At 64.3% G+C, this 13,035-nt stretch carries 14 protein-coding genes; 4 read left to right on the forward strand and 10 right to left on the reverse strand.

Annotated features, from left to right (window positions below):
- Positions 1–20 precede the first annotated feature (20 nt).
- Positions 21–788, reverse strand: coding sequence for a DUF2182 domain-containing protein (locus ACFVVK_RS06370; protein WP_390264970.1), 768 nt, complete (start codon positions 786–788; stop codon positions 21–23).
- A 1-nt stretch (position 789) separates the two neighbouring features.
- Positions 790–1,395 carry a DUF1326 domain-containing protein gene (locus ACFVVK_RS06375; RefSeq protein ID WP_390264972.1) on the reverse strand — a complete coding sequence of 202 codons (606 nt, stop codon included), beginning with the start codon at positions 1,393–1,395 and terminating at the stop codon, positions 790–792.
- A gap of 518 nt (positions 1,396–1,913) precedes the next feature.
- Here ACFVVK_RS06375 and ACFVVK_RS06380 point away from each other — a divergent pair.
- Positions 1,914–2,342 carry a hypothetical protein gene (locus ACFVVK_RS06380; protein ID WP_390264975.1) on the forward strand — a complete coding sequence of 143 codons (429 nt, stop codon included), beginning with the start codon at positions 1,914–1,916 and terminating at the stop codon, positions 2,340–2,342.
- Positions 2,343–2,458: 116 nt separating this feature from the next.
- Here ACFVVK_RS06380 and ACFVVK_RS06385 read toward each other — a convergent pair whose 3' ends face one another.
- Entirely contained in the window at positions 2,459–2,983 is a 525-nt protein-coding gene (locus tag ACFVVK_RS06385; RefSeq protein WP_390264978.1) for a DUF2087 domain-containing protein, read from the reverse strand.
- A 267-nt stretch (positions 2,984–3,250) separates the two neighbouring features.
- Here ACFVVK_RS06385 and ACFVVK_RS06390 point away from each other — a divergent pair, with 267 nt between their 5' ends.
- Positions 3,251–5,134, forward strand: a complete 1,884-nt coding sequence (locus ACFVVK_RS06390) for an alpha-amylase family glycosyl hydrolase (protein WP_390264979.1) — start codon at positions 3,251–3,253, stop codon at positions 5,132–5,134.
- Between the two features lie 30 nt (positions 5,135–5,164).
- On the opposite strand, the gene ACFVVK_RS06395 is transcribed toward ACFVVK_RS06390, so the two are convergent.
- The 3 genes from ACFVVK_RS06395 to ACFVVK_RS06405 all read right to left on the reverse strand — a co-directional run bounded on the left by ACFVVK_RS06395 (position 5,165) and on the right by ACFVVK_RS06405 (position 7,912).
- Positions 5,165–6,637, reverse strand: a complete 1,473-nt coding sequence (locus ACFVVK_RS06395) for a M1 family metallopeptidase (protein WP_390264981.1) — start codon at positions 6,635–6,637, stop codon at positions 5,165–5,167.
- Positions 6,638–6,803: 166 nt separating this feature from the next.
- Positions 6,804–7,181 (reverse strand): hypothetical protein, encoded by a 378-nt coding sequence (locus ACFVVK_RS06400; protein ID WP_390264984.1) that lies wholly within the window; start codon positions 7,179–7,181, stop codon positions 6,804–6,806.
- A 173-nt stretch (positions 7,182–7,354) separates the two neighbouring features.
- On the reverse strand, positions 7,355–7,912 hold the full coding sequence (locus ACFVVK_RS06405; protein ID WP_390264987.1) for a hypothetical protein: 558 nt from the start codon (positions 7,910–7,912) through the stop codon (positions 7,355–7,357).
- A 215-nt stretch (positions 7,913–8,127) separates the two neighbouring features.
- Between ACFVVK_RS06405 and ACFVVK_RS06410 the strand changes: the two genes are divergently transcribed.
- Complete coding sequence (locus ACFVVK_RS06410; protein WP_390264989.1) at positions 8,128–9,135, forward strand: 5'-3' exonuclease H3TH domain-containing protein; 1,008 nt, start codon at positions 8,128–8,130, stop codon at positions 9,133–9,135.
- Here ACFVVK_RS06410 and ACFVVK_RS06415 read toward each other — a convergent pair.
- The 4 genes from ACFVVK_RS06415 to ACFVVK_RS06430 all read right to left on the reverse strand — a co-directional run bounded on the left by ACFVVK_RS06415 (position 9,056) and on the right by ACFVVK_RS06430 (position 12,215).
- Complete coding sequence (locus ACFVVK_RS06415; protein ID WP_390264992.1) at positions 9,056–9,622, reverse strand: DinB family protein; 567 nt, start codon at positions 9,620–9,622, stop codon at positions 9,056–9,058. The genes ACFVVK_RS06410 and ACFVVK_RS06415 overlap by 80 nt on opposite strands.
- A gap of 32 nt (positions 9,623–9,654) precedes the next feature.
- Positions 9,655–10,497 carry a phosphatase PAP2 family protein gene (locus tag ACFVVK_RS06420; RefSeq protein WP_390264995.1) on the reverse strand — a complete coding sequence of 281 codons (843 nt, stop codon included), beginning with the start codon at positions 10,495–10,497 and terminating at the stop codon, positions 9,655–9,657.
- 105 nt (positions 10,498–10,602) lie between these two features.
- Positions 10,603–11,625 (reverse strand): DMT family transporter, encoded by a 1,023-nt coding sequence (locus tag ACFVVK_RS06425; RefSeq protein WP_390264997.1) that lies wholly within the window; start codon positions 11,623–11,625, stop codon positions 10,603–10,605.
- Positions 11,622–12,215, reverse strand: a complete 594-nt coding sequence (locus ACFVVK_RS06430; RefSeq protein WP_390265000.1) for a TetR/AcrR family transcriptional regulator — start codon at positions 12,213–12,215, stop codon at positions 11,622–11,624. Before ACFVVK_RS06430 ends, ACFVVK_RS06425 begins: the two co-directional genes overlap by 4 nt.
- Before the next feature lie 414 nt (positions 12,216–12,629).
- Here ACFVVK_RS06430 and ACFVVK_RS06435 point away from each other — a divergent pair.
- Positions 12,630–13,035 (forward strand): helix-turn-helix domain-containing protein (locus ACFVVK_RS06435; RefSeq protein ID WP_390265003.1); only part of this gene is annotated, 406 nt, incomplete at its 3' end.

Below are 13,035 nucleotides of genomic sequence, written 5' to 3' on the forward strand. Positions count from 1 at the left end.
GGAGAAGTGCGTCGCTGGCCTCACATTGCCGGGCTCATGTAAAGCCCGGGCAGGAGCCATGGGTGCGCGGGCACGAAGAACGCGAAAACTATCAGCGCCGCCCCGGTGAACCGGCTGAAAGCCCGGCCATGTTTCCAGGTCTTCTCCAGCAGGATGGTCGCCGTCAGCACCGCCATCCACGCTAGGTTCATCACTCCGACGGCAACGAAAACGATCATCAGCCCCCAGCAGCAGCCGATGCAGTACAGCCCGTGGTAAAGGCCGACCCGCACATCTCGAAACCGTCCCCTATATGCGGACACGTGCAACAGGAACGCCATCGGCGAGCGGCAGTGTCGGAGACAAAAATCCTTGAGAGGGGTGAGTTGGTAAATTCCGGCAGCAAGAATGAGTCCGGCGCCGACCCAAGGAGCGACGTCCGGCGCATCCGTGGCCAGCGTCGCGGAGACGACCGAAGCAACGTAGGCAAAAACGCCGAACCCGATCCATGTCACAAGGTAGCCACAAAGTAAGGCCACGGTGCGGGCCGCCCTGACCCTGCTGCTGGGAACGGCGCTAATGGACCTGAGGTACATCGACGTGAGCGGGGCCAGAGCCGGCAACATCATCGCCATCATCATCAGCGTCCATGCCGCGAGGAACCCCGCCACGCCGGCTCCCATCGAGCCCTGGCCGGCGGGCATGCCAGCGGAGCCGGAGATGGTGAAATACCAGGCGAGGAGGGCGCAACCCAGCAAAGCGAGCAGTGATGCACGGTGGCTCGCCGCGAGATACGTGCGGCCCGGCACGTTATGCCGACCAGGCAAACGGCGCCGAGAACGAGTTCAGCCCTTTATAGTCCCAGGTCATTCCAAAGACATCGCCGCGCGAAGCGACGGACCGGCCAGCCGCCAAAGGGTCAGCCGGGAAACCAACGCCGCTCACCCACACCCCGCGTCCTGTGGCGTCCATGGGCGAAACGAAGTCCTCCACAGTCATGTCCACGGCCTTACCGATCCGGACCTGATGCCGCCTTCCGTCGTCGGCGTAGGCCATGTCCAATGACTCCATCCCGACCATTTCGCCAATCAGCGGACCCACTCCCTGCATCGGACCCCCGAGCTGGCCGCCGAACACGGCACCGAGCGCCTCGGCCTGCCCGGCTGACGCGGCCGAATCCATCAAAACACCGACCTTCCAGCCGCCCTCGCTCATCACGGCCGGTGCATCAGCAACGACGCAAACGGTGAGGCCGCCGACGTCAACGCCGTTCACGTCGCCGGTATCAACATGGAACGCCAGGACCACGAGACAGCGGTCATTGTCCGCCGGCGCCGTCTGCCCGGAGGTCGTGCAGGGGCAGATCATGTCGCAATTACAGTTCTCGAAATATGTACCTTCAATATGCCAAGCCATCTCAGGCTCCTTCCAAAGAGCCCCCCACAATGTGAAGTTTCCTCCCGCCTCCGGCCACTGTCCAGACCGCCGATATAACCAAAAAACGGCGTCTTACTGCGCGCACATGAAAGTGGGGAGACGCCGGGAGCGGACGGCTCTGTTAGGGCATCCTGTTTCCCGTTTAGCCGGCTTCGGCAACCGCCTGAGGCTGACCGAGCCGCGGCTTCGGCCATGTGCGGGTGGGGTTCGCCAGCACTACAGCCGGGCAACCCGGACGTGCTGTTCGTCGTCAGCTTAGCGACCCTAATCGATGTCCGGATCGTGAATGCAGGACCAGCGTCTTCAAGCCGGGGGAAGCGGTGCCGTTCCCGCCGGAGTTGCAAGGGCCTCCTGCTGTAACGCTGCTATAACGCCGTGACGGCATACTCGCTGTTACGCGGTGAAGGGCGCTCCTACACGGTAAAACGCGGTGCAGGGGTGTGGGCGCAACCAGAAAGTTTCGATTTCTAGGCGTATGAGGAACCGGAGGTGGAGAGATGTCGTTTTTGCTCAACCCGAACTTCGATACCAATTCGGCGTGGACAGCGATCAACCAAGCAGGTGCGGTCTCATGGGGGACGGGAGCTGACCCTCGCGCGATGTCGGGCACGAATGTTGGTGCCATTAGTACGACACTGAAGTCCGGTTCCGTGGGGCAGGATGTGACTGTCAATGCACCGAGTGTGTCCTGTTTTGCCTTCGTGCGTCCAACTAGCCCGCAACCAATGTCAGGAACACTCGCCATTTGGAACTTGGACACAAATACGAATTCGTCCACAGTTTTTACTGCCGACGACGAAAATTCCTGGCAGCTCGTTGTCAACACCTTTAGTCTTGGCGCCGCCCAGCCACACAATGTACGGGTCGAGATCTATATGGGCACGATCAACGCCACGCTCCTTCTCGACTGCGTGAATCTTTTTTGATGATGACGTCGCGCTCCGTTCCAGCAAGTATTAGGTGGCGTCGCGGAACACGGCGATCAAGATCCCTTAATCGACCGGCTTACGGGAGTGTTGGCTGGCAGGCACCCCATCCGTTGCTAGCTTTTGTCGTGTCGCGAGTAGGAGGAGCCCGAGGGTGTCCGTTCCAACAGGCGGAAGTCGACCATGTATCGGCGCAGCATGACGACGTCGTCGGTATAACTGAGGAGCCGTTCATTGACCTGCTTTTCCGTGAGGTGTTCGCCCGGTTTGAAGGCTTCGTTGACAATCCAGGCGAGGAGCTCCCGCCGTTCCGCCATGTTGGCTGGATACCTCTCGATCCTGCCCAGGCGCATGAAGCGGGCCAGTCCGGTCTGCGCCTGTCGCCGGGGTTGCTGCGTGAGCAGGTCGCGGAAGATCGCCTCTGGTGCCTCAAGTTCGTTGGCGGCGTTCCGTTCGACGAGCCCAGATTCAAGCAGTACGGCGATGGCACGGTTTCGCCGGTGGTCATTCAGGTCAGCAACCACGTCGAGGAGGTCGGCGCCGAGGACGATTTGCGCGTACGCGGTCCGCGCGTCGTTATTGGCGAGCGCTGCCATCACTCGCCGCCAGTGCGGTCCGCTCAGCTTTGTCCCTCCGGTCATAGCGCATTCCTCGCTCTCATCTGTTCCCGCCTGTGCGGGTCACAGGGTGCTTGGCCAACAGGCAGAATCGTAGTCCAGCTGGGGTGGGACGGACAGGTTTCCGGGCGGGTGGCCGGCGTCCCTCAAGGGCCGAGTCAGCCACCGCGGCGAATGCACCTTGGTTGTGCTCATGGATTATTTCCTCAGGCCCCTTCCGCGCTCCGGAAGAGTTCCCCATACTTGGCTCATTGTGCAGATCGTCGAATACTCGGATCCAGGGAGGACACAATGATCTCGATCAAGGACATCCCGTGGGTGCAGCTCCTGAGGCAGAACCATTACCACCCGTCGCCCCGCGATTGGTCGGACCAGGTGATTTACTTCCTCCTGATCGACCGGTTCTCCGATGGCAACGAAGACGGCTACAAGGATGTTGCCGGCCAAATCGTCCACGGCACCACCCAGCTGTTTTCACCCGGGGACGAGGGCAACGCCGTCCAGACCCAGACCGACATTCAGAATTGGGAGTCCGCCGGAGCTCAGTGGCTTGGCGGAACCCTCAAAGGTATCCAGTCCAAGATCGGCTACCTGAAGAGGCTCGGCGTAACCGCACTCTGGATCAGCCCCGTGCTCCGCCAGCGACCCGGAGTGGACGATTACCACGGCTACGGCACGCAGAACTTCCTCGAAGTGGACCCGCACTTCGGCACGGCACAAGACTTCAAAGACCTGGTCGACGCCGCCCACGGGGCCGGGCTGTACGTCATCCTCGATGTGATCCTTAACCATTCAGCCGACGTCTTCCAATACGACATTGTCGATCCGAACACCGGCGAGTTCTATGCGCCGCTGTGGAACGGCACCACGTTTCCGGTCGCCGGCTGGCGGGACGGGAGCGGCGTCCCCAGCCTGCCGTTCCCCGCGCCGGTCAATCCAGCCGACACGCGCGCTGCCGTGTGGCCCCAAGAACTGCAGGCCGACGGCGTCTTCACCCGCAAGGGGAAGATCGGCAATTGGGACCACGTGCCGGAGACGACTGAAGGGGACTTCGAGGGACTCAAAGACATCCATCAGGGAACCGGCCCGGTGGATGACTACACGCCGTCGGCGGCGATGCAGGTTCTGACCGAGGCGTACCAATACTGGATCGCATACGCGGACGTCGACGGTTTCCGGGTGGACACGGTCAAGCACATGGACCGCGGCGCTATGCGTTACTTTGCCTCCGCCATTCATGAGTTCTCCCAGACCCTTGGCAAGGACTCGTTTCTTCTGGTCGGAGAGATCACCGGCAGCCGCGAGGACGCCGTCGAGATACGGGACGAAACCGGGCTCGACGCGGCCTTGGGCCTGGCTGACGTTCAGGGACAAATGGTTGACACGGTGAAGGGGTGGACCAACCCGCAAAACTACTTTGACCTCTTCCGCAACTCCTACCAGGTCGACAAGGCAACGCACACCTGGTTCCGCAACCACGTCGTCACCAACTTTGATGACCATGACCTCGTGCGCATGGGCAGAAGCTACAAGGCGCGGTTCGCCTCCGACCAGGAGGGGAGTGCACTGGAACTCGCCGTCCTGGCTTTGAACGCGACGACGCTCGGCATCCCGTGCATCTACTACGGCAGCGAGCAGCGTTTCGACGGAAAGTTCCCGACGGCGGTTGATCCGCAGCCTGCCAGCGATTTTAAGGCAGACCGATATATACGCGAAGCAATGTTCGGCGGTAGCTTCGGCTCGTTCCGGAGCCGCGGCCGGCATTTCTTTGACGAGTCGGCCGATGCGTACGTGCAGCTCGCCAAGGTTCTGGCCATACGGAAGAACGATCTCGCTCTCCGCCGTGGCCGGCAGTACCTGCGGCCCATATCCGAGGACGGAATCAGCTTCTGGTACCCGAGCCGCATCGGCTCGGGAAGAATGACATCCATCGTGGCCTGGAGCCGGATCATTGCAAACCGGGAGGTCATTTGTGCCATGAACACAGACATCGTGTCCCACAGAACAGCGTGGGTGACCATCGACGCCGGCCTGCATTCGATCGGAGACAAGTTCCAGTGCGCCTATTCGACCGACCAGGGCCAGCAGGGATCAGAGGTGGCCGCTGAGGGACGGAACGGACTGGCGATCAGCATCGACGTCGAACCTGCGGGCTTCATCATCATGACGCCGTAGGCCGACTGCCAGGCGAGGCGCCCGGCCCCGCTACGGCATCGCGGGGCGGTCGCCCTCACGCAGCCAGTCGTCGAAGAACGCGTCGAGCTGCTGGCCCGAGGCCTTTTCCATGACGGCCTCGAAGTCCTCCGTCGTCGCCGTCGAGTCGTTGTAGCGGGCCAGCCACGACCGGGCGCCCGCGAAGAAGGCCGAGTCGCCGACTTTCAAGCGCAACGCGTGGAGGGCAGCCGCACCGCGGAAATAAGTCTGGGCCATGAACAGGTTGTCGCGGCCCGGGTCAGCGATGTTGAGCGCCCAGCGGTTTTTCGCATCCAGGTACGCCACAGCGTCCGCGAACTGCCCCGGCATGGTTGCCGTGCCTTGGTGCTCCGCCCACAGCCACTCGACGTAGGTCGCCCACCCCTCGTTGAGCCAGATATCCTGCCAGTCGGACGGGCTGACCGCATCGCCGAACCACTGGTGCGCCAGTTCGTGCACTACTGAGGCGTCATCCGCGACCAGTGAGTACACCGGCCGCGTCTGCGTCTCCAGGGCGTAGTCGACCGAGTCGTCGTCGACAGTCGCCCCAAACGCCTCGAATGGGTAGCGCCGGAACAGGCCCGCCAGGAACGAGATCATCTCCGGCTGCATGGCGAGGGAGGCCTTCGTCTGTGCCAGTGCCGCGCCCGTCACGCCCGCGTCGATTGCGTTGATGATCGGCAGGCCGTGCGGACCGACGTCGTACGACAGGGCAAAGTCGCCGACGCTCGCCGTCGACAGGTAGCTGGCCATCGGGTCCGACGCCTTCCACGTCCACGTTGTCCACCCGGCCTTGGTAGGGGGCCGGCCGGCCGGCAGGCCGTTCGCAATGGCCGTCTTGCCTGCCGGCACTGTGATGCGGAAGGTGTAGGTTGCCTTGTCTTCGGGGTCGTCGTTCACCGGGTACCAGGTCGCAGCGCCCTCGGGCTCGTTGACCACCATCGCACCGTCGGCGGTGGTGACCCACCCGTACAGGGCACCCGTGGTGTCGCGTGGCCGGCCGGTGGAGCCGCCGTACTCGACGACGATCGTCGTCTCCTGCCCGGCCTTCAGCTTGGGCCGCAGCCCGACCGTGAGTTCCCAGATTCGGTTCGCGTCATCCTGCTGCTGGGACCATTTGGCGGCCTTGCCGTCGTTCAGGACGGACGTGACGCCTAGGCCACGCAGATCGAAGTTGAGGGACTTCAGGTCCTGCTTCGCGCGGAGGGTGATCGTCGCGACGCCGCGGAGCTGGCCTGCGAGCACTGCCGGATTGGTCGGGGGCGTGTAGTGGAGGTCGAGATGGTAGTGCCGGACGTCATACCCACCATTGCCGGCGTACGGGAAGTACGGATCGCCGCTGCCGGGAGCGCCCGCCGAGTAGCGGGGCTCGTCATCGTCGGGGGCGGCCTGCGCCGTCCCGCTGATTGCGCCGGCACTGGCCACCGCCAGCGCGACGGCGACCGCTGCACGACGCAGGGGACCGTTGAAGTGCTGCCCAATCACGAGCGTCCTCCCGCCGTCTGGTCGAAGCGTACATTCGTTCCGCCGGCCGGCATTTTGTATTCGACCATCGTGGGGGCCTTTCTTGGTCATCAAACGGCGACGCTCAGTATGCCAATGACTGATGCTCCCGGACTCCCGGAGTCCCGGAGAGTAGGAGTCCCGGAGGTCAGGAGGGGTTTGCCCTGGTGGTACCGCAGCCCGGGTCGATGGCCGCGGCCACCAGGCGGTCGAAACTCGCTGTGCCGTTCTCCGGCGGAACCACGGTGAGGACCGCAAGCCATTTCTCCGGGGCGTTCCTTCCGGACATTGCCGCCCGTTCCACATGGAGGTTTAGCCCGGGCACGCCGCTGACGAGGAGCGGAAGCTGCTCACCGGTTTTGACCATGTTCCGGAATTCCTTGACGGACAACTGGTCGGCCGGAGTGTTGGTCACCTCGGCGATGGTGCTGTTCACCCGCTTGGTCAGCCCCTGCATGAGCCTTCGCCGGTCTGCGACTGCAGGAATGGTCATAAGGGTCGCGAAGAAGGCCGTGAACAACACCACGGCCCCGAAACTGCGGAGAAAGGGTATGAACATCAACAGGATCAGGCACAAGGCAAAAACGCAGATAAAGCATACGATGAACCTGATGATGGGGTTATCGCCGGGTTTCGTTGACCAACGCACCAGGGTGGCCGTTTTCTTGCGTGGATCGTGGAGTGGTGAATTTCCCATGATTAGTAGCCCTTCACTTCCATCAGCGCTTCGGCCAGGATCACTGCCTCGCGTGCTTCTTTGAGATCGCCCAGCAGGCCCATGTCCGGAAGGGCTGAGGCGGCAACGGTGGAACCGGACAGTGCAGAAAAGATGTTGCCCAACTTTTCGCGGTCCTGTGACAGCATTCGGGACGCGTTGAGCTTGATTTTGCTCAAGTCCAGCTCCAGGAGTGACTTGTCGATGGCCTCGCGGCGCACTTGCATTACGGCCAGTTTTTCCCTCAGGCGCTCGGCCCGGCCCCGGAACATCGATTCCATCTTTCCTGCCACAATGTGGAGCTCGCACAGCGCGGTGTAGGACTGCGGTGACCCGGAGTGCGCGGCGAGCTGCCCATGCACGTGGTGGCGCCGTCGTTCCCATTTCCGGACGGCGGAATCGTACGGTTCCAAAAGCAGCGTGACCGCTGCCAAGGCCTTATCCAGTGACCCGGCCCGGGCGCTCAGGTTCGATGTGGCGGCCTCCAGCCTCGACAGGAAGGCATCGTAATTGTCCTGCGGCCGGGCGCTACCGGTATTCACGAGCCACCCGCGCGCTGGCGCGATTCCTTTCGCCGGGTTTTGCTCCCATCTGTCATGGCAAGAGAATAGGGGCTCCGGGCTCGATGGCATAGGGTGCCGGCCCGGCTCCAGAGCATTTCGGGCCATTGTCTTTGGGCAGTGTCAGTTCTGCCAGCATCTTTGGAAAACCTTGGCCCCAACCTTCGACGGCGGGCGGATCCGTGTCAGGATCAGTTATGCCCCAGCGCCTAATGCTGCTCGACACCGCGTCACTGTACTTTCGCGCCTTCTATGGCGTGCCCGACACGATCCGCCGCGCCGACGGGACGCCGGTGAACGCCGTCCGCGGCCTGCTCGACATGATCGCGCGGCTTGTCACCGATTACCGCGCCACGCATCTCGTGGCGTGCTGGGACGACGACTGGCGTCCGCAGTGGCGGGTCAACCTCATCCCGACCTACAAGTCGCACCGAGTAGCAGCAACGGTTGCCGGTGCCCCGGACGTGGAAGTCGTGCCGGACGCCCTTGTGGCGCAGATTCCGATGATCCGTGAGGTGCTCGCCCTCGCCGGCATCGCCGTTGTCGGGGCCGCCGAACACGAGGCGGACGACGTCGTCGGCAGTTACGCCAGCTATGCCGAGCTTCCGGTCGACGTGGTCACGGGCGACCGCGATCTTTTCCAGATTGTCGACGACGCCCGACAAGTGCGGGTGATTTACACCGCGCGCGGCATGAGGAACCTTGAAGTCGTGACCGAGCCCGTCATTGTCGGAAAGTACCGCGTGCTGCCCCAGCAGTATGCCGACTATGCGACCCTCCGCGGCGACACGTCCGACGGGCTGCCTGGTGTGGCCGGCATAGGGGAGAAGTCTGCCGCCACGCTGCTGGGAGAATACGGAACCCTGGACGGGCTGCTCGAGGCAGCCGCAGATGCCGGGAGCGGCCTGTCCGCAGCGGTGCGGTCCAAGCTCGCCGCTGCCGCGGACTACCTCACGGTCGCGCCCGCCGTCGTGAACGTGGTGCGCGACCTCGGGCTGCCGACCCTCGAGGAGGCGGGCGCACAGCTGCACGCAGTCGCCGGCGATCCGAGGGCAGAACTCGAGCGCCTCGCCGGCGAATGGAATCTCGGCGGCTCGGTCAGACGGCTCCTGGAAGCGCTCGACGTCATTTCAGAAACTGGCGATGCGCATAAAGGTCCCGGAGTAGTGCAATCTCGGCCAGATGGTGGATCATCTCCCGGTTGATGTGCAGCACCAGCGTGGCCATCGGGGCGGCGGCGTACGGACCCTCGGCCGGCCCGCATGCTGCTGCCCAACCGTCCTCGTCAAGCCCTTTCACGCCCTGGATCCACCGGACGTAGGCCTCATCGAGCCGGTCAAGCGCCTCCGCCGCCGTCCCGGGGTAGGCGTAGGTCTGGTAATCCACGGCAGGACCGCCGAAATGCGAGGCCGTGCGCGCCCCCAGAACGCCGACCAGGATGTGACTGAGGCGCCAGGCAATTGTTGTCACCGGTGCCGGCGCCGGCTCCGGGTAGCTGAAGTCAATGGTGAAATCACCCGCGCCCGGCGCGTCCGGCAAGCTTGATTCGCCCCTGCGCCGGACACTCCAGCCGGGCACGGGTTCCCAGAAATACTCCTGGTCCGTCAGCCCGTCCAGCCGCGCACGTGCCTGGTGGGAGAAATGCCAGTCGAGCTGGTCCACCAGCTCACGGTTCCAGCTAAGATCCGGCATGGCTTTCCTCCTTGGCCTCGACGCTGCGGGCGTCAGGACCGGGTCGAGTTGGCAACCGCGGCGGCGCGCTGTTTTCTGACCGTCAGATACAGGCGGTGTGCCGTGATGATGAGTGTGAGCCAGGCGGCGCCGAGTGTCCAGGCGGCGAGCACGTCGGTCAGCCAATGGTGCCCGAGATACACCCTGCTCAGGCCCATGGTCAAAGCGAAGACGGCAGCGGCTGCCGCGGTCAGGATCCGGGCCCTGGTTGTCTTGAGCCGCAGAATGACCAGATACGCGACGATCCCGGCAATGACTATCGAGTTGAGGGAGTGTCCGCTGGGAAACGAGGCGGAGTATTCGTACGGCGGAACGGCGTCGGTGAGGTCCGGACGCGCCCGGCCGATGAGCCGTTTGCCGGCGATGGTCATGAGCAGCGAACCGGCTCCGGCCGCAACGATGAGGATGGCGGGGGTCCATGATCGGCGCTGAACGGACAGCACCACTGCGGCAGCTACGGCAAGTATCGGCATACCGATGGTGCCGCCGACGTCGGTGTAGGCGGTGACGAGGACGTCGAGGCCGGGGGAGCGGAGGCTTTTGCCGGCGGCGAGCATCGGATGATCCAGCCCTGCTACGCCGTCGGCTTCCGTCACCGCTTCATAGACCTGGGCGGAGAGAGCCGTGAGGCAGGCAGCGAGGACAGCACCGAACAACAGCGTCAGGATCAGCGCCCCGTGCGGACCGATGAGGCTGCTGGCCCTGTGCATGGCGCCGGCCAGGAAGCGTCCGGCCCGGTTGTTCCACCGCGTCAGGTCCTGGTCGCCGACGAAACGGTCCTGTTGGAGTTCGCCGCGCACGCCGTCGTTGGCCGGGCGTGCTTGTTGGTCGGTCATGTGTGATCCCATCTCCAGTCGATGCCCGCAGGAAGCCTACCAATAGTAAGCACCCTTAGTGCATCGTCCCGGCGGGGACGCGCTGGCCGGTCCCGTTAACTGGGCTCAGCCTGTTTCCGCGGCGACGTCCGGTGCCCCGGGCGCTTCAGTGAGGGCAGGCCGGTGCGCGGGGCCGGCGAGAACGGCATCTTCCGGAACGTCAGCGGGCGTTGCTGTACGGCGACCCACAGCGCCGCGATCCGTGACGTTGGCCGGAGCGAAGGCCAGCACCGACAGGGCGGCTGCGAGGATCGCCATTCCGATCCAACCAATGATCCCAAGCCGTTCACCCACGACGAGGACCGCGAGCATGGCGGCGACCGCTGGTTCCGCCAGCGTCAAGGTGGTCGCCGTGCTCGGGCGGACCCGGGCGAGTCCGACGCCGAACAGGAAGTAACCCAAAAACATCGGCACCAGGGCCATATAGGCGGCGACCGCAAATGACTGCGCGGAGGCGACCAGCGGTGCCCCGGTGACCAGCAGGACCGGAATCAGGAGCGCCCCGCCGGCCCCGAAGACCGCGCCCATCGACGCCCCGCGCCCCAGCTGGTGGTGCATCAGCTGGTGAACCACCCATGAATACAGGGCATAGGTGGTGCCCGCCAGCAACCCGAGCCCGACGCCGGCCAGGGTCGCCATGGCGGACGCCGCCTGCTCGCCGGCCCGCGACAGGCACAGCAGGACGCTGCCGAGGACGCCCAGGAAGGCGGCCAGCATCCACCAGCGGCTCAGGAGCCTGCGCTCGATGACCCTTTCCAGGATGCCTGATGCCAGCGGCGCCGACGCAAGTGAAACGACTGTGCCGATTGCAACGCCACCCAGGTGCATGGCGCTGTAAAACGCCAGCGGGTAGACCGCTACGGCCAGCGCTCCGACGGCCACCAGTCCGGCGTGCTTTCGCAACGCCTGCCGCGCGCGAGCCAGGGAGGGGAGAGCGATGGCCGCTTGCAGCAGGCCGCCAATACCCAGGGCGGCCGCTCCGATCGCCAGCGGGCCGGCATCAGGAGCAAATGTCGCGGCGGTTCCCGTGGTGCCCCACAAGAATGACGTGACCAGGATGGCGGTGACGCCGCCGGCAGCCCGGTTCACAGCGCGCCGAGCAGCTCGGCGGCGAACTCCCGGGCATGGAGCAGCCGCGTCGGCTCGCCCTCCAGGCCGGCACGCGCCATCGACCCCTCCAGCAGGAAGCTGAGGCGTTCCGCCAGTTGATGCGCGGCAGGCGGGTCAGTCAACGTCGTCAAGTGTTCGATCAGCAGACGCTCAACGTGCTCCTTGTGCCGGCGAACCGCAGACCGCCCGGGATCATCCGCACCGAGTTCAGCGGCGGCATTCAGGAGGCCGCACCCGCGGAAACCGTGGCTGTAGGCGGCCGCGGCGTGATCGATGTAGGCATCGAAAACGGCCAGGACGCCCTCCTGAGCCGTGGCAGTTTCCGCGAGCCGGGCCCGGTACAGGCCCAGCCATTCCTCGTGGCGGGCATCGATGTACGCCTCGACGAGTGCGGCCTTGGAAGCAAAATTGTTGTACAGGCTCATCTTCGCCACACCCGCCGAGGAGGTAATCACGTCGATCCCGGTCGCGGCGATGCCATCGGCGTAGAAGTGCTGCGCCGCAGCGTTCAGGATCCGCGCACGGGCAGGGGACCGGCGGCGGCCATTATTTTCGGTGCGAGTGGTCACGGAACCCTCCTTAACTAGGTCGATCAGTCTACCTAGTCCGCGGATTCTCCCGCAACCCCAGTGGTTAACGCAGAAGGCCCCGCACGCAGGCTTGGGTTCTAACGGTCGTTGCAACACCCAGCATTTTTGGGAGTTGCAACGACCGTGTCTCGTTTAAGCCGTGAATCATCGAGTGGAGCGCGCTCCGGCAAGGATCAGAAGGCTGCATTTTTCGCGGTTTTTGACCGCCTTGGAAGCACACGGGCAGCGGCGAGGGAGCTGGGGCTAAATGCCAACACCTGCGCAGGCTGGGTCAGGAAAGCGGGTCTGAAAGGCCGCGGAACTCCGGGCGTCGGCCCTCATCCGGGAAGGGAAGAGTTCTTCCGGCTCCGGAAGGCAGGTGTTTCCCGGCGTGAAGCGGCACGGACAGTTGGCGTGAACATTCGCACGGCCAGGGACTGGGACCACGGAATCCGGAAGTCGAGCAACCGACGCATTTACCCTGACGGACGGGTGATCGACTACAAACGGGGAGTGACCTCGTTTGCCGCCCCGTCCGGCGTAATGGCGATGCCCGTCCCGGGCATCGCCGCGCTGGAAAAGCCCATTGATCCGCGATACCTGTCCCTGGAGGACCGGGAGAGGATCCGGGACCTGCAGGCCGCCGGAACGTCGATCAGGGCGATCGCCCGCGCCCTTGGACGATCGCCTTCAACGATCAGCCGCGAGCTGGGCCGAAATATCGATTCCCGGATGGGCTACCTGCCCCACGGGGCACAACGGATGGCCGCCGCCCGGCGGGCCCGTCCCAAGACGGCCAAACTCGCAGGCGAGTCGGATC

Source organism: Arthrobacter sp. NPDC058192, from assembly GCF_042883665.1.
Classification (GTDB): domain Bacteria; phylum Actinomycetota; class Actinomycetes; order Actinomycetales; family Micrococcaceae; genus Arthrobacter.

What these genes read in the sequence shown, in the direction of transcription:
- ACFVVK_RS06385 (WP_390264978.1), bottom strand. Translation starts at nt 2,983, where the DNA reads ATGACCGGAGGGACAAAGCTGAGCGGACCGCACTGGCGGCGAGTGATG.
- ACFVVK_RS06390 (WP_390264979.1), top strand. Translation starts at nt 3,251, where the DNA reads ATGATCTCGATCAAGGACATCCCGTGGGTGCAGCTCCTGAGGCAGAAC.
- ACFVVK_RS06380 (WP_390264975.1), top strand. Translation starts at nt 1,914, where the DNA reads ATGTCGTTTTTGCTCAACCCGAACTTCGATACCAATTCGGCGTGGACA.
- ACFVVK_RS06420 (WP_390264995.1), bottom strand. Translation starts at nt 10,497, where the DNA reads ATGACCGACCAACAAGCACGCCCGGCCAACGACGGCGTGCGCGGCGAA.
- ACFVVK_RS06415 (WP_390264992.1), bottom strand. Translation starts at nt 9,622, where the DNA reads ATGCCGGATCTTAGCTGGAACCGTGAGCTGGTGGACCAGCTCGACTGG.
- ACFVVK_RS06410 (WP_390264989.1), top strand. Translation starts at nt 8,128, where the DNA reads ATGCCCCAGCGCCTAATGCTGCTCGACACCGCGTCACTGTACTTTCGC.
- ACFVVK_RS06375 (WP_390264972.1), bottom strand. Translation starts at nt 1,395, where the DNA reads ATGGCTTGGCATATTGAAGGTACATATTTCGAGAACTGTAATTGCGAC.